This is a genomic window from Viridibacillus sp. FSL E2-0187 (assembly GCF_038006425.1).
GTDB classification, from domain to species: Bacteria; Bacillota; Bacilli; order Bacillales_A; family Planococcaceae; genus Viridibacillus; species Viridibacillus arvi.
Genome location: NZ_JBBOVG010000001.1, coordinates 1,720,212 through 1,736,681, shown reverse-complemented (window position 1 = coordinate 1,736,681; position 16,470 = coordinate 1,720,212). Strand labels below are relative to the sequence as shown.

Genomic DNA, 16,470 nt, shown 5'->3' with positions numbered 1-16,470 from the left:
ATAGAAAATGGAGACCCTCACTTATCTTTATCATCTTATATTATCGTAATTTTGATTTAAATTTTAAACCTCCCATCCCCATTACTTTTCATACAATTAAATACATAAGCTGGGGGAATATTTCTAATTTCTTTTTTTATATTTATATTAGGAAAAAAATGTTTTAAAAATGATATTTTGATCTTAGTATATTGAAAAGTTACAAACAGTCCATCTTCTTCTAAAACTTTTACTGTATTAGCTAATATATTAGTTGAAACTTTTTGAGGCAAACTAGCAAATGGTAATCCAGAAATCACATAGTCTACATAAGGAATTTGATAATCATTCACAAATTTTCCAATCTTCTCAGCAGAACCGTGTATAATGATTAAATTTTTCTCTTGGATAAATCTTTCTTTTAACAGTTTATAAAACTTTTTATTATTTTCAATTAATACGACTATGGTTTTTTGTTTCCTTCTTTTAAGGATTTTTCTAGTAAAGACCCCTGTCCCTGGACCGTATTCTACAATATAATCTGCTTTCTCAAAATCGATTTCTTCCAACATTTTCTCACTAAGATATTTTGAACTAGGGAGAAGCGCTCCTACTGTTCTCGGATTTATTAGGTATTGATAAACAAAAGACGGAATTTTCATGATAATACACCTCATAGGTAATTTGATAACTTTACTTTAAAGTGGAAACCTTAAAATGTTATCATGAAAATCCTTAAGAATTCTTAACATTCTTTTGATTGGTAAATACCTAGTACATTTCACTTTTCCTTATACTTCTAATAAAAGAGAGCATGATTTTATCACTAAAAACATGCTCCTTAATACAATATGGAACCGTGAGTTAAATCGATTTTAAATTAGTTCTTCACAGACACTTAATCAATTTTTTTTAGAAAATTTATCGAATATTACTTTTAGTTCTATTTTATCTACAAATCTATTTAGATTTGTAAAATTCATAGTTGTTGAGAAAATCTAATATAATGACTACCATAATCATGACTGGAATTGAAATAGAATAGGAAAGAAGTTTTGTTAAACTAATGATAAGTAATACTATAATTATTACAGCTAATATCAGCTGTATATATTTTTGCATAAAACCATAAAACCTCCAGCTAAAAATTAATTTATGTTCCTCATAAAGCAAAAAGTCGTATCATTACACAATCTGTATTCTCTTTTTAATGTTCTATAATATAAATTTATAAATTTTCATTTAGTATACTATCCTTTTTTAAATTCAGATTGAGAGACAAAACTTAAGAAAAGTGTTTTAAATCCTTAAAGATTCTTAAGTATATAAAAAGACTTATTGGAATTTTATGTTCCATAAGCCTTTTTTCTGTAAGGGGATTTTAACAATAAAGGTTATCCAGCCATCCTTATATTCAACATGAATTTCTACAATTCTTTTGTTCTGGCTTTTGTTTAAGCGTAGTCCAAACTTTTATTGATATGGTGGCTACCAATACAAATGTGATTATAACGATGGCCATACCCATTTTAGATTCAAGAACACTAATACCAACAAAACTATACAACATTCTTAGTGGGATATTTGCAATAATTATTGTTAAAATATAGGTTGAATATTTTATACCTACTGAAGCTGATAAGAAACAGATGATATCGGTTGGAGCTATCGGACAAATCATTCCTAATGCTAAAAACTTATAATTGTAAGTTGCCAACAAATCATTAAACGCTGGATATTGATTATCCAAAAAACGTTTTACTTTATTATCAGTAAAACTTCTAGAAAATAGATAAACCAAAGTTCCACTCAATATTTGTCCTACTGTTGATAATAATAAACTTTCGATGGGACCAAAGCATATTCCACTTAAAATCATAAGAGTAGTACCTGGGATAAAGAATAAAAGTCTCACTATCCATAGAGCTATAAACAATAAGAATGCATAGTTTTTATTAACAATAAAAAATTCTTTAACTGTATTAAAATCAAGTGAAAGAAAATTAAAATGCTTTAATGTATAAGCGAATAAGAACCAAATCACAATAAAGATAAGTTTCTTTTTCAACTTCTTCACTCTCCTTAATATTTTCGATGTATAAATGATAATCAATTAAAATTAAGAAATACATCTAAAAATCATTAAGGATTCTTAAGATATTCATATATTATATAAGGACACCCTATTACAATTCTTACTGTAAAAAATATTTTAAAAAATTGAAGTATATCGAGTTTCCGTCATCTATTTAGAGAAAGGTTTCCCCATATGCCTCTAACAATTTTTCCTATATTTTTTTTAGTACATGATGTTCAACTATAAAGGTTATACATCCATCCTTGTATTCAGCGCGAATATCTCCTTTGTGAAGATCAACGATTCTTTTGGAAATTGAAAGCCCAAGACCAGTCCCTTGTGCGTCCACTCTTGACTTATCTCCCCTAACAAAACGTTCAAACAATGTATTTACATCTTCTGCGGGAGATTTATCCACTCTGTTTGATATTTTTAAAATTGCGGTATTACCTTTAGATTTTAAGGATATCGTTAAATCAGAAGGTTTCGTGCTGTATTTTATTGCATTCATAAAGAGATTTTCGTAAACACGAACCATTTTTTCTATATCTATTAGAACAGGTATGTCTTCATTTGTTATTGAGTTTCGAACATTTAATTGTTCTTCCTCAAATATTGGAATATATTCTCCAACTATTTGCTGAAATAAACTTGGTAGGTCAACTTTAGTAAGATTTAACATAACATCTGGGCTTGATAAACGGGAAAATTCAAATAGTTCATCAATTAAGGATTTGAGTCTTTGTGATTTTGAAAAAATCGTTTCAAAGTATTCCTGAAATTGATCTTTATTTTCATATTGCTCATTTTTTATTAAATTTAGATAGCCAATAATTGATGTTAATGGTGTCCGCAAATCATGTGATACATTCGTAATAAGTTCATTTTTAGTCTTCTCTAATTGTCTTTCATGTACAAATTTATTTTCTAATTCCTTTGACATATAATTAATGTTCTGAGCTAGTTGTGCTAATTCGTCCTGACCTTTTATATCAATTGTTAAACCTAAGTTCCCATTAGCAATATAGTTAACACTTTCGGAGATATGTTTCAAATATATTAATTTTTTTCTTACCAATAACAAAAAAACAACAATAAAATTCAAAATAATAAGTGAAAAAATTAAATAACCCCATAAAACACCTTTTTGTTCACTTATCTCAATAAAATAATTTGCTCCAACTATCTGAAGAAATAATTGAGAAAAAATAAGGAATAAAAAAACCGTTACAAAAAAACTAATTGCGATTGTCATTAAGAGCTTTACAGTTAATTTATTCTTAAACTTTATTTTTTTCATATTTTATACCCTACACCCCAAATCGTTTTAATGTAAATTGGTTGTTTAGGATTCACTTCAATTTTATCTCTAATTTTTGTAATGTGTACCATCACTGTATTATCCGATTTAAAAAAGTTTTCCTTCCAAACGGTTTCATATATTTTTTCGACACTTAAAACAATCCCTTTGTTTCGGGCAAGAAGTTCTAGTATATCGAATTCTTTTGGAGTCAACCTAACTTCTTTACTTTGCACCCAAACTTGGCGTGTATCTGTATTTACAATTAAATCACCTATTTCAATTACATTTTTATCAATATTTGAATCGGTATTGTACTTTTTATATCTTCTTAACTGAGATTTAACCCTGGCAATTAGCTCTAATGGATTAAAGGGTTTAGATAAATAATCATCGGCACCAGCAGTAAGGCCTTGGATTTTATCCATATCTTCTGATTTTGCAGAAAGCATGATAATAGGCATGTTACGTTCCTCTCTAATCTTCATGCAAGCTTGAATTCCATCCAATTTTGGCATCATAATGTCTAAAATAATAAGATCATACTCATTTTTCTCTAACATTTTCATAGCTTCAATAGCATCTTCAGCTTTTTGAGTTTGCATCCCTTCATTTTCTAAATAAACTGAAATAAGGTTTCTTATATCTTTATCGTCATCAACAATTAGTATCCTCGACCTCATAAAATCCCTCCATATTTTTTAACTTATCACAACTAAAGATGTAGATATGAGGTAATTCCTGGATTCCTCTTTATAACTATTATGGGTGAAAGCGTGTTAATTAATTCCTTTTCTATTTTGTGTATTGGAAAGTAATCACCTCATTGGTTTGAATTAATAATGATACTTTATAATTCAAACCTTAAGAAGATATATTCAAATTCCTTAAGAATCCTTAAGAATTCTTGAGTTTTTAACACAAAAAAATCCTTATTAAACTAACCTGCCCCGTTAGTTCAATAAAGAAAAAAAGAGCTGCATATGCAACTCAATGATCTTCAAGTAAAGCTTCCGTTAGTTTAAGCTGCTTTTATACAATAAGAAAAAAGCCACCTAAGCAGTTATTTCATGGTAGTTGAGTAAGGAATACAATTTTCATTTTGAGGCTTTGAATTCCTTTATCTTTTGCATTAAACCCTAATAAATTTTTCAGAGGTAACTAATTATTATGTCGTTTGTTAACTTCAATCATAATGAACTCCGGCAAATAGCTGGGAGTACATCCTTTTGATACTATTTCATCTTTGTAAAGACCCGTTTTCTCACCAAGTTTAATACAACGTGCACGATTCTTTTCATCATAAACGCCTATCCAGCCTGCTGTGAAATTCATAGCCCATTGAACTTCCGGTTCTTCCTGCGTAATATTAGCTTCTATTGCAGATAGCAAGTCTGCGGTGTTATCAGGCGGTGTTTGTCCAGTCCATCTCAATCGCCCTTGATAATACCAAAAAGCTCGTCTTTGAAGAGCAGAAGGACTATTTTCCCATGACTCCATCAATGCAATCTTCTTCTTGTCTTTGGTGAGCTGATTAGCCATTAACCAATCCATTAAGTTATTTCGCTCATCAAAAGTGTGAGTCTGCATATCCTTATCAAGCTTATTTAGCACATCATGTGAAAGAAGTTTTTTGTCCATAATTAAGATTGCTAATAGTCTGGGCAAAAACTCTTCGGTTGACCAAAGTTCCATAGCTAGTTCGTGATCTTTTTTAATGTCCTTCGCGATTTTTCGTAAGTCGCCTAGCTTAGTTTTACTATTGATCTGAGGTAAAATGTTTTCTACTTTTGAAGAGCGTTTTATTTCTGTATCTTTTTTTTCATCCATTTAATACAACTCCTTTATTAAAGCACTGTTTCATAATATGTCCTTGACGGGATATATCAAGAACTTAATTTCGTTATAAGTCTTATTGCGGTGGCGTTCATCCAAATTTTACCTTTACAATATTGTAGCATATATCGTATTAAAGCTTTCTCCACCTATAATAGAAGAGCAACCATCTTTAATATAATAATAACATTTACTTCCTTTTAATAGGATACGAAAAGAGCATTCCTTTTAAAGAAACGCCCCCGTTAGTTCAAGAAAGAAAAAAAGAGCTGCATATGCAACTCAATGATCTTCAAGTAAAGCACCCCTTTAGTTGAATAACCACTGTTAAACTTGTTCATATCTACCCTATTTTTTGATGGTTTTAGGAACTGAACTATATGTTATAGATTTCTTTTTAAAGACGCACATCTTATTTCTCCTAATTCCACTTAGTAGGAGTCCCGTCAGATTTATACGGATTTACAATGTCTATTAAATGCTTCCCCAATCTCGCTTTGGGGAGCTTTGAGCTGTTTGATAAAAATAGAGCTGAAAATTCTAAGGTTCACAGGTTACTTTTTTTGCTAATGCAATGTAAGCCCCTAACATAGCTAGTATTATTCCTATAATCAGATTAATAGAAAGAGTTGATTCCCCCATCATTACGCTTGCAAAGCCTCCAATCGTTGGGAACATTGCAACCATATAGCTACTTTCAGCAGCACCCACATTTTTAATCAAATATAAATAAAATAACCACGCTACAAATGAAGCTAAAATAGCTAGATAGAGTAATCCAATCCAATAATTTAAAGAACTTGGTAAACTAATGTCTTTCCCACTTACTAACGTTATCAGTGTTATTAAAATAATTGCTGAAAACATTCCAATTGTGTTAGCTGTAATCGGCTCAATTTGCTTTTTATTATTATAATAAGACAAGGTATCACCAACTGACGTGATAACCGTTCCAACGAAAGCCAAAATAATCCCTAAAATAAAGTTTGAAGAAATAGTATGAATATCTGGATATAAAATAATGATTACGCTTAGTAAGCCTAGCGAACCTCCTAGGTATATTTTACGTTCTAGTTTTATTTTAAAAACTATGCTTAGAAAAATAGGTGTGATAATAGCTTTTAAAGAAAAGATTAACGTTACTAAAGCAGCCGTACTATAAATCGTACCGTAGTACAGTAATAAATAGCTTATTGCAAAGTTACAGACGCCGAAGCCAATAACTGTTAAAAAGTTAACATTTTCTTTTAGAATCTTTATTTTCTTTATCTTCAACAATATGTAGAAAAGAACAAATGCAATAATTGATCTGTATAATAATGAGGCTTCTAGTGGAGCTTCTGTTCCTTGAATTTTGACGGCTATAAAATTCAATCCCCATATAAGCATACATGCTATGTACATAAAATTATTCAAGTAAACCATTTCCTTTTTATATAAGAATCGTATTCTATAAATCTCAATAAACCCTTGATGAACATTACATAATATCCCATATTATAATATAGAATGTAGCGATACGAAATTAATTTAAATATAACAAAAATTAAGCTGTGTATTCGTAATCTATTGTTTCGTTTAGTCCTCAACTTAAATTTTACATCCATTCGCTCCATAAAACTCACAAACCAAATCGCCTTCGACTTTATAGGTCTAAAATCCGAATCGCATTTTGTATCAAATTCAACATCCCCCCCTTACCTTGTTTAACTAATCTGCCCCGTTAGTTCAATAAGAAAAAAAGAGCTGCATATGCAACTCAATGATCTTCAAGTAAAGCACCCGTTAGTTGAACAAAAAAATGAAGCTTATTCAACAATCGCGCCCGTTTACGGTATAACTTCTATCCCATTTTTAAATCATTCAGCATCGTTACCTTTATCATATAAATCTTTGATTGGTATTACATCGGTTTTGTCTTTATATTGTATAGTTACCTTATCTTCATCCGTTAGTTTCTTCTTCTTCCCATTGTACAGTAATAATGTGTTTTCATCTGCAAATATGAAAGAACTGCTACTCCCATCTTTTGGGAGTTTTGCAGGGGTAGAGAAATCGTTCCTTTTTTCATATACAAATATAGTATCTGTATATCCCTCATCTGTTTTTGCATCTGTTAAAATTATATAATGATTATCCTTTTTTGCTTTGAATAAGAGCGTAGCCATTGTGCCCTGACTCTGAATGTTTGTCTCAACATTACTGGAACTAGCTTGCCACATATTAACAAACACAAAGTAATAAGCAGTTATTAGAACAAGAAACATTGCTAGTAGTGATGATACGATAACTAAGATCTTTTTTCTATTTTTGGAGCGTACCTTTTTGAAATAATCAATGTTCCTTTTATCTTTTCTTCTCTCATTTTCATCTTCTGAAAATAAATCTCCCTTCATTTTGTTTAAATAATTTCGGCATTCTTCACATCGTACCAAATGTTTTTCTATCTGTTCGTTTGTTTCTTCACTTGTTAATTTATCAATATAAGCAGGAGCCAAATCCTTAAATACACTATGTTTCATAACCCTACTCACCCTTTCTGAATTCAAGTTTTGCTCTATAAAAAGTCACTCTTGCCCAGTTTTCTGTCCTTTCAAAAATTGAACCAATTTCTTTGAACGACAAGTCCCCCAACAATCTTAAATAAAGTATTTCTCGTTTATCCTCACTGAGTTGATGAGCCTTTTTAAAAAACATAACTTTATCCTCGTTTTTTATATACTCATCTTCCAAGTCGTAAAATGTTGTGCTTTCACTTTTTAGTGAGTCCTTCAATTGGTGGTTTTTATTTTTATGGTTTAATTCTTGCAGCCATATGTTTTTAGCAATTGCACAGAGCCACGTAGAAAACTTGGCTTTACCATTATCGTGAAAGTTATTAATGGATTTAATCGCTTGATAAAATGTTTCTTGAGTTAGCTCCTCTGCTAAATCAAGGTTGTTTGTCAAAGTTAACAAGTATTTAAAAATAAAATCCCCATAATCTTGGTATATATTGTCCTTATCCACTGCCACCCTCCCTTTTCCGTCCGGCCATTCACCTATTTATCACAAAATTATTGATTTCGTTACAACATTTTTCAATAAAAAAATGCATCTTTATAACAGATGCAGATATTCACTTATTCAATTAAATTGCCCGTTTGTTGAACACAAGATAAACAACACTCTTCAACTAACCTGCGCCTTTCGTAGAAAAAGAATAAAAGAGCCGTCTGTGCAGCTCAATTATCTTTTGATAATGCACCCATTATTGAAAAAACGTTCCTACATATCGCAGCAACACACTTCATTCAATCTAATCTAAATATACAATTTCACCATTTTCTTTTTTTGCACGAATTGTAATTTTACCTACACATTGCTCTGGATTTTTGTATCCATTTTCGACTTCTTCAAATAGCTTAGATAATAGAGTTTCTAATTCACGTATTGATGTATCTTTATTAAGTTTATGTACGCTCATTAATTCTACACCTTTAAAAGCGTCTTTGGCACCTTGAACTTCAACTTCGCCAAATGCTTTTACTTCCATTTCAATTTTCATCTTTTCACCTCTTATCCTATTACTTTAATACGTTTTAAAACAATAGAAGTTCCAATTTTAACTAAATATCCCATCCTGAATATACAAAAAGCTTTAGCTTCTTCTTCAACTAACCATCCCCCGTTTGTTCAATAAAGAAAAAAGTGCTGCATTTGCAACTCAATGATCTTCAAGTAAAGCACCCGTTAGTTGAAAAAGAACAGAGACGCTTATTAAACACCCGCGCCTGATTATTTAACAAGTACCCAGATGGAAATATAGACATACATACAATAGATAATAATTATGCTATCTATATATTAGGGTGAAAACTTATCTGCTCTGGGTTTGCAAATAATTGTAATTAAACCAATTATAGAAAACATCTTTTCTTCGTGGTTTTTGAGAAGTTGTGCTATATTCAAAGTGTCAGGAGTGAGTTGATGAAAAAGTTTTTAACATTTACCGCAATAATTCTTGTTTTACTCGGAGCAGCTGGCTATGCTGTGTGGCATTTTGGGACAAATATCGCTTCCGAAAAAATAATCGAAAAAGTGGAATCTACTTTAGATGACGAAAATCTAGAAGAAGTAAAATCCTATATCGAGAACGATTCGAAGGTTCAAGAAATTGTAAGCGAGGCAGCAACTATAAATCCGGATACACTTCCCTTCCAAACTAAGGAAGAAGCGACACGTGTGTTAATAAAAAAAATGGGCGTTAATCGTTTACTTGATATTCAGCAACAAGCGCAAAACGGTTCAATTAGTAAGGATGAAGTATTATCCGAAATTGAAAATAAACTGTCTGAAGATGAAATTTCTGCTTTAAAATATGTTTTATATAAGGAATTGAATAAATAAGGCTTAGAGGAATCGAGTCCTTTTTTTCTTATCATTCTTCTACTGTTGCTTTATTAAACTAAAGCGCCTTTAATGGAATAACTTTGATTTATCTTCATTTTTAAAAACCACCTTTATGGTGCAACCAAGCCAAGTGGGCTGTTCGTAATTTAATGGAAGTTTTACGTATGGAATCTGCCAAGAAGGTACTAACATCCGCACAGCCACTATTTATCCAGCTCCGATCAACTAGGAATTGTTGGATATGATTACTGATAAGAATGTTTCGGCAGGTATGACTGTGTTGTACGAACAATATGGTATTACACCTGATCGAGTGGCAAATGTTGTGGCATTCGCGATTGAAGTCATTCATTTTTCTAAAGCTTAGGCTGTCGAAAAGTCCTCGACAGCCTTTTAATTTCTTCTCATTTTTTAACATAGGTTTTCTTAAGTTTCTTACCCCATTAAATGGCCCGAATGTTGAACAAAAGTTAAACAACGCTCTTCAACTAACCTGTCCCGTTAGTTCAATAAAAAAGAGCTGCATATACATCTCAACGTTCTCGTGTGACGATGCTGTAGCTTCTTTTATGTTACTATTCACTTACTGAGATAACAAAATGTCATTTACGTACTTACATAAATTATTGTACATATCCTCTTCATAATCCTTCTGACCACGTATAAATTTTTCCTTTAGATTGTAATAGCAAATTTGAAGATATTCATTGTCGTGATGATTTTTAAAAGGTTTAACATTCTTAACTGACTCTATATCTACAAAGTATTTATTCATTTTTTCGTATGTTCTAATTTTATAACCACGCTTCTTCATTTCATTAATTACTTTTTTTGTATAAACATACAATTCGCATTTTGGATATTCGTATATATAATTAATTAATATATGTTTATCTTCTTTGGCAAATATACTATTTAATTCTCTCCATTGTGAAAGTAGTTGTCCTTTTGGTAGATACTCTAATAAATCCACATGCCATAATCTCATTCTTTATTTCTCCTTATTTCAAAAATTTAATTCTTTTATTAATTATCAGTATTCCTCTATAACCAACAATTATTAAATTGATTCTCTATAAATATCTATGTTACCTGATAATGGGGGCTGTTTAAAAATAGTTCCATTCAAGCCCTTACTTGATTGACTCCATTTATGTGGATTTGTACATAGATTGAGAAATTAAAATGTGCTTAACTTAGGCCCATGTATTCCCACTAAACAACACCATTTCGCATTTTATACAGATAGTACTTCAACTTTAACATTAGTGCTTATTTCAGACTTCTCAAAATTTATACTGGTAAATGGAGTTATATACAAGGCAAGTAAAGATTTAATTACTGTAGAATTAGAAGCTGGAGTTCATACTATTACAAAAGATACTGCTTATCTTTATTATATGAGTGTTGATTAATTTACTGATATTAAAAGGTTATTATACTTTGGGAGGGTTGCATAGTGGGTTTTAAATGTTATGCTTCACCTTCACCTGGGGGGTTTACTAAAGATGGTTCAGTCTTTGGGTAATACTTGGCATAATGGTCTTTAGTGCACCAAATCGTCTGGTCCACCCCTTTCCTAAATGTCACAATATCATTAATTTCCTTATACAACCAGAAATAGAAAGCGTCAATCAAATAGAAAGAACCCATTTTGAAAAAATCTTTAATCAAAATGGATTCATATAGAAGAATTAAATTTAGTTTTATAATAAGTTTGATCACATACTATTATTGAATTCATACATTAGCGCGATTATGGAATGTAATACATAAAAACCGCAATGTAGTTCATCAGTTAAAAAATCCCACAATCACAAGTACCCTACTAAATTAATACGTAATTCATCTAATTGAGTATACTATTGTGCTACATAACCGCCATCAATAACAACAGCTTGTCCTGTAACGCTCTTAGCTCGATCGCTTGCTAAGTATAGGGCATAGTCTGCGATTTCACTTACATCCAGTAATTTTTTCTGAGGCACTTGAGCTAAAATAATATCTTCAAGAGCTCTATCTTCTGGAATATTACGTGTTTTTGCTAAGTCTGCAATTTGACCGCGAACAAGTGGCGTATCTACATAACCGGGGCATAAAGCATTTACAGTAATACCATGTTTTGCACCTTCTATGGCAGCAACTTTAGTTAATCCGATTACTCCGTGTTTTGCACTGTTGTATGCAGCCTTACCAGCGAATCCAATTAAGCCATTAATTGAAGCAATGTTGATAATACGTCCAAATCCTTGTTCTTTCATAATAGGGAATACGTTTTTAATTAAAATAAATGGTGCAGTTAACATAATTTTTTGCATTAATTCAAATTTAGCAGTTGGAAATTCTTCAATTGGAGAAACGTGTTGTAAACCAGCATTATTAATAACAATATCAACAGAACCAAATCTTTCTTTAGCCTTTTTAACTAAGTTCTGAAGTTCTTCTTCACTTGTAACATCAGCTTTAACACCAATAGCTTCGAAGCCTTCATTTTTTAGAGATTCTGCAGATTCTACTACCATTTCTTCGTTGATATCAGAAAGAACTACTTTTGCACCGAATTGAGCGAAACGTTTACCGATTTCAAATCCAATTCCACGACCAGCACCTGTAATAATAACTACTTTATTTTTAACATTAATGAATTCAGACATAATAAATTCCTCCTAAAATTTTTCAATCTAACACAGTTTTTTAAACTAATCCTATTGCAGCCAAGATAATACCAACTATCAAAGCAATTGTAGGAATTAAAAATGCTACAACAAATACATCTTTATAAGTTTCTTTATGAGATAATCCTGTAACAGCAAGTAAAGTTAATAATGCTCCATTATTAGGAAATATTGATGCACCTGATGCTATAGCGGCAATTCTGTGTAAAGCGTCAGGACTAATACCTATGGTTTGGGCAACGTTATTAAAAGTATCTCCTAGAGTGGAAAGAGCAATCCCCATACCACCAGAAGCAGAACCAGTTATGATAGCCATAATTTGAACAGCTAAACCTTCAGCTATTAATGGATTATCAGAAATCCCTAGAAGCCAAGCAGTTATATTGTCGAATGCAGGAACAATTGCAATAACTGAGCCAAATCCTACTGCTGCACTTGTATTTAAGATTGCCATAACAGATCCTTTACCACCTTCATTAATAGATGGTATGAATTTTTTATAATCCTTTAAGTTAAGAATCATGATGCATAAGACCCCAACTAATAAGGCAATTACTGCCTCTAACTTGACAACATTCAATAGAACAACTACAACTACAAGTGGGATCAAGGAAATAATCCAATGAGGAAGTTTTTGATCTCCATCGGTTGTAATGTGCGTACTACTTTCAGGTTCTGTATACCCTTCACCTTTAGCGGCAAACTTTTTCGCTCTAAACGCTAACCATAGATATCCCCCAACAGCCATTATAAGTGTGGCAACAATCCCAATGATTGATCCTGATGTAGGTGAAGTATTGAAGTAATCCATTGGAATCAAGTTTTGGATTTGTGGAGTACCTGGTATAGATGTCATTGTAAATGTAAATGCTCCAAGTGCAAATGTAGGTACAAGTAATTTTCTTGATACATTTGCTTCTCGAAATAATTGAAGAGCAATTGGATAAATTGCAAATACAACTACAAAAAGACTAACACCTCCATAAGTTAGTAACGCTGCGGCGATTAGTACACCAAGAATAGCTCTCTTTTTACCAATCAGCTGAGTAACCTTTTGGGCTACGGATTTTGCAGCACCCGTATCCTCCATTAGTTTTCCAAAGACTGCTCCTAATAAGAAAATTGGGAACCAATTTTTTACGAAATTAACTAATCCTTGCATATACGTACCTGTATATGTTTCAAGTACATCTAATCCGTTAAGAACTGCAACAACACCAGCCACAAGTGGCGCAACCCAAATAATAGACCATCCAAGATAAGCTAAAGCCATCAACAGGACTAGGCCAATAGTAATACTTAACAAATCATTTTACCTCTTTCTTTACAACTAATGCTTTTTATTAACTATTCAATAAGATATAATTATTAAAAAGCATTAAATTTATTTGACCAATGTATACCTTGGCCAAATAGTAAACTTTTGCATCCATCCCGTATTCACTCCTCGAAAACACTATAAATTCAAAGAATTAAAACTATATATATTTTTTTAGAGTGTAAATTTATATGAGTAATTAATTATTGTGAAATAAAAAATTCAGAAATACACTTTATTTTATTCATTTGAAAATACTGTATTTTCTAAGATGCGAAACAAGTCTGTTACAAAAAGTTCGAACATTAATGTTATATCCGAACAAAGTATACCTCTTACAAATTTATTAGTAAAACGAATAATATGAATAACATTAATGAATAAAAAGAATAAATAGGTGTTAATATGGAAATACGTGAATTGAAATTATTTTTAGAAGTGACTAACTATAATAGTTTTACAAAGGCTGCTGAACATTGCTACTTATCGCAATCATCATTGAGTAAAGCTATAAAAAAGTTAGAAGAAGAACTTCAATTGGAGTTGTTTGATAGGTCAACAAGACATATGCAACTGACTGAAGCAGGTAAAATTGTTTATAAACAGAGTCAAAAAGTGTTTAAGGTTATTGACGAATTAAACGTCCAATTAGATCAATTTCGAGAAGTCGCCACAGGAGAAATTAAACTGGGAATTCCACCACTGATTGGGACATTGTTTTTTTCTGAAATTGCTCGTAATTTTGAAGAACTGTACCCTGATGTATCTTTAATATTAATTGAACGTGGGGCTAAGGTGATTAATCAGCTTGTTGAAGAAGGTACGGTTGATTTAGGTATTGTGGTCTTACCAGAAGATGAATCTAAATTTAATATTACTCCATTTATACAAGATAACTTTGTGTTATTTGTACATGAGGAGCATAGACTTGCCCATAAAAAAAATATTAAATTAACAGAATTGGAAGATGAAAAGTTTATCATTTTCACTGAAGATTTCGCTTTGCATGATTTTATTATTCAAGCTTGTGAAACCGCTGGCTTTACGCCAAATATTGCACTCAAAAGTTCACAGTGGGATGTTATGATTGAAGTGGTGGCATCGAAATTGGGTATTACTCTCTTACCAAATTCAATTTTTTATAAGCAAACAAATAAGAATGTAAAAATCATACCGATTGAAGAACCTGACTTATTTTGGAATCTCGGAGTCATTACAAAAAAGAACTCACATAACTCTTTGGCATTAAGAGAGTTATTAAACTTATTGCCGACATTGAAATTTACAGCTCTCCAAAATTATAAAGAATGATACTTTTTTGTATAAGATTAGGGTTGTATGTGATATAACTTGTTAAATTTAACATCACTACGTTTAATATACCTATAGAAGATTGTCTCTTAAGGCTAAAACAGACGACACCGACGATAGTTTTGTATAGACTGATTCTTTAGAGTGAAATTCCCATCAATAGACGTTTTTCTTTACTAAATAGAGAAGGTCACAATTTACACTTCTTAATAAAAAAGACTACATAAAAGGACATTGACTCAGCGTATAAGAGCTGAACAATGTCCTTTTACTTATGCAGCCTGTTTTATCGTTTAACTTAGCAATTTTAAAGTTTCTAATATTGAATTTTGATATTATATAACTCTTCACTATTTATTAAAAAATCGATTCTACAAGAGGAAAGCTTCGCAAGTCTTTCGGCATCTATGAGAGAGGGTAAACTATTTCCCCGTTCCCTATTTGAAATCACTTGAGAAGATACCCCTAGTTTTTGACCCAAATCTCTTTGGGTAAATGAATTCTGTTTGCGTAACATCTTTATATTTTGACCAAGTAAATAATTATCCAAAATACTCAATGTGAAATCATAATATTTTATAGTTTGTTCAATCACATCTGCTGAAAATGCACCAAGAAAAAAGTCATTATCTTTCTTCAAAAGAGCTACTTGTAACTTGCTCATTGGTGTTAAGCGCTCATCTTCTTGTTCTTGTTTACTTACAGCTGGTTGATAATACTGAACTTCATAAGGTAAATGATTCGTACAAACACTGCTCTCTTATTTGCAAATTCTAGATCCGTATACATTTCAATTGTTTCTTTTTCTATAACATTACTAATCTTATCAATCTCTATTTCTTGTGTACTAAATGCTAACCACAATACACTTAATAGTACAATTCCTATACCGCCAGTTAGAATAAGTACCCACTTTTTAGTTAGTGCCAATATATCACAATTAAAAAAGCACCTAATCCCTTTTGTATCAATAGATTAAGTACATTTTAAACACTATAGTATTAGTATAGTTAATTGGTATTTTCGAAGAATGATATTCACTCATTATTTATTTAACTCATATCAAAAAATGCAAAAAATTGTATAGCATTACCCTTACAGTTTTCCATTCATATTCTTCCTCCAGTTCTGTTTTCATCTGCACTATATGTCGTTTCTACAACATGAATCACTTTTATCCCAAACTATGTTTAGCGACTGATTAAAAGCTTCTTAATGAACCCCCTAAGACTTCCCCTTTAGTTGAATAAAAAAACTGTTTGAATAGCTCCAAGATATTCAACTAAAGCCCCCCGTTTGTTAATAAGAACAGAGACGCTTATTAAACAATCGCGCCTAATTGCTTAATAAGCCCTTTGCCGAACAAAAATATGGTACCACTATCTGTTGACATCACAGCACATGTTAATATGACCGTACTTTCTGCATCTTGCATCCAATCAGTAAGCTGTGCAATTTTCTCCATACAATTATCCTTTCTACTTCTTTTTTCATTATGATCCAGGAAATAAAATGTAGTAGTTAAGCGCGATCTTTGACTTTTAAATCCGATAAATTTACTCTTGTTTTAGAAGGAGTGAAT

General features: G+C 31.4%; 18 protein-coding genes and 1 pseudogene. 4 read left to right on the top strand and 15 right to left on the bottom strand.

Translation table 11 applies throughout. From position 1 onward, the window contains the following. Positions 1–56: 56 nt before the first annotated feature. The 9 genes from MHH85_RS08340 to MHH85_RS08300 form a co-directional block, all read right to left on the bottom strand. Positions 57–641, bottom strand: a complete 585-nt coding sequence (locus tag MHH85_RS08340) for a class I SAM-dependent methyltransferase (RefSeq protein WP_340706653.1) — start codon at positions 639–641, stop codon at positions 57–59. Between the two features lie 752 nt (positions 642–1,393). Beyond that, positions 1,394–2,047: a TVP38/TMEM64 family protein gene (locus tag MHH85_RS08335; protein WP_340706652.1), complete on the bottom strand. Its 654-nt coding sequence runs from the start codon at positions 2,045–2,047 to the stop codon at positions 1,394–1,396. 220 nt (positions 2,048–2,267) lie between these two features. After that, positions 2,268–3,356 carry a sensor histidine kinase gene (locus MHH85_RS08330; RefSeq protein ID WP_340706651.1) on the bottom strand — a complete coding sequence of 363 codons (1,089 nt, stop codon included), beginning with the start codon at positions 3,354–3,356 and terminating at the stop codon, positions 2,268–2,270. Continuing rightward, on the bottom strand, positions 3,353–4,039 hold the full coding sequence (locus MHH85_RS08325) for a response regulator transcription factor (protein ID WP_340706650.1): 687 nt from the start codon (positions 4,037–4,039) through the stop codon (positions 3,353–3,355). The genes MHH85_RS08330 and MHH85_RS08325 overlap by 4 nt, the downstream gene beginning before the upstream one ends. 478 nt (positions 4,040–4,517) lie before the next feature. Continuing rightward, complete coding sequence (locus MHH85_RS08320) at positions 4,518–5,186, bottom strand: DNA alkylation repair protein (protein WP_340706649.1); 669 nt, start codon at positions 5,184–5,186, stop codon at positions 4,518–4,520. Between the two features lie 546 nt (positions 5,187–5,732). After that, a complete protein-coding gene (locus MHH85_RS08315; protein ID WP_340706648.1) occupies positions 5,733–6,608 on the bottom strand; it encodes a DMT family transporter in 876 nt (291 codons plus the stop codon). A gap of 443 nt (positions 6,609–7,051) precedes the next feature. Further along, positions 7,052–7,714 (bottom strand): zf-HC2 domain-containing protein, encoded by a 663-nt coding sequence (locus MHH85_RS08310; protein ID WP_340706647.1) that lies wholly within the window; start codon positions 7,712–7,714, stop codon positions 7,052–7,054. Positions 7,715–7,718: 4 nt separating this feature from the next. Further along, complete coding sequence (locus tag MHH85_RS08305; protein ID WP_340706646.1) at positions 7,719–8,201, bottom strand: RNA polymerase sigma factor; 483 nt, start codon at positions 8,199–8,201, stop codon at positions 7,719–7,721. 289 nt (positions 8,202–8,490) lie between these two features. Then, positions 8,491–8,739 (bottom strand): hypothetical protein, encoded by a 249-nt coding sequence (locus MHH85_RS08300; RefSeq protein ID WP_340706645.1) that lies wholly within the window; start codon positions 8,737–8,739, stop codon positions 8,491–8,493. Positions 8,740–9,161: 422 nt separating this feature from the next. On the opposite strand from MHH85_RS08300, the gene MHH85_RS08295 reads away from it, so the two are divergent. Continuing rightward, the gene (locus MHH85_RS08295) at positions 9,162–9,581 is read left to right on the top strand and encodes a hypothetical protein (protein WP_340706644.1); all 420 of its coding nucleotides are present in this window, start codon (positions 9,162–9,164) and stop codon (positions 9,579–9,581) included. 131 nt (positions 9,582–9,712) lie between these two features. Beyond that, positions 9,713–9,951: pseudogene (locus MHH85_RS08290) on the top strand (oxidoreductase); the annotation flags it as partial. 216 nt (positions 9,952–10,167) lie between these two features. Here MHH85_RS08290 and MHH85_RS08285 read toward each other — a convergent pair. Further along, positions 10,168–10,572 carry a pyrimidine dimer DNA glycosylase/endonuclease V gene (locus tag MHH85_RS08285; RefSeq protein WP_340706643.1) on the bottom strand — a complete coding sequence of 135 codons (405 nt, stop codon included), beginning with the start codon at positions 10,570–10,572 and terminating at the stop codon, positions 10,168–10,170. A gap of 199 nt (positions 10,573–10,771) precedes the next feature. Between MHH85_RS08285 and MHH85_RS22265 the strand changes: the two genes are divergently transcribed. Further along, positions 10,772–10,999, top strand: coding sequence for a hypothetical protein (locus MHH85_RS22265; RefSeq protein WP_427772612.1), 228 nt, complete (start codon positions 10,772–10,774; stop codon positions 10,997–10,999). A gap of 447 nt (positions 11,000–11,446) precedes the next feature. Here MHH85_RS22265 and MHH85_RS08280 read toward each other — a convergent pair whose 3' ends face one another. Together MHH85_RS08280 and MHH85_RS08275 are read right to left on the bottom strand one after the other, a co-directional pair. Continuing rightward, positions 11,447–12,238: a 3-hydroxybutyrate dehydrogenase gene (locus MHH85_RS08280; RefSeq protein WP_193739801.1), complete on the bottom strand. Its 792-nt coding sequence runs from the start codon at positions 12,236–12,238 to the stop codon at positions 11,447–11,449. Between the two features lie 40 nt (positions 12,239–12,278). Then, positions 12,279–13,565 carry a GntP family permease gene (locus tag MHH85_RS08275; RefSeq protein WP_340706642.1) on the bottom strand — a complete coding sequence of 429 codons (1,287 nt, stop codon included), beginning with the start codon at positions 13,563–13,565 and terminating at the stop codon, positions 12,279–12,281. Between the two features lie 417 nt (positions 13,566–13,982). Between MHH85_RS08275 and MHH85_RS08270 the strand changes: the two genes are divergently transcribed. Further along, positions 13,983–14,888 (top strand): LysR family transcriptional regulator, encoded by a 906-nt coding sequence (locus tag MHH85_RS08270; RefSeq protein ID WP_340706641.1) that lies wholly within the window; start codon positions 13,983–13,985, stop codon positions 14,886–14,888. Between the two features lie 316 nt (positions 14,889–15,204). On the opposite strand, the gene MHH85_RS08265 is transcribed toward MHH85_RS08270, so the two are convergent. From MHH85_RS08265 to MHH85_RS08255, 3 genes are all read right to left on the bottom strand, one after another. Further along, entirely contained in the window at positions 15,205–15,552 is a 348-nt protein-coding gene (locus MHH85_RS08265) for a helix-turn-helix transcriptional regulator (RefSeq protein ID WP_340706640.1), read from the bottom strand. Positions 15,553–15,587: 35 nt separating this feature from the next. After that, positions 15,588–15,818: a hypothetical protein gene (locus MHH85_RS08260; protein WP_340706639.1), complete on the bottom strand. Its 231-nt coding sequence runs from the start codon at positions 15,816–15,818 to the stop codon at positions 15,588–15,590. 391 nt (positions 15,819–16,209) lie between these two features. After that, positions 16,210–16,353, bottom strand: a complete 144-nt coding sequence (locus MHH85_RS08255) for a hypothetical protein (protein WP_340706638.1) — start codon at positions 16,351–16,353, stop codon at positions 16,210–16,212. Positions 16,354–16,470 lie beyond the last annotated feature (117 nt).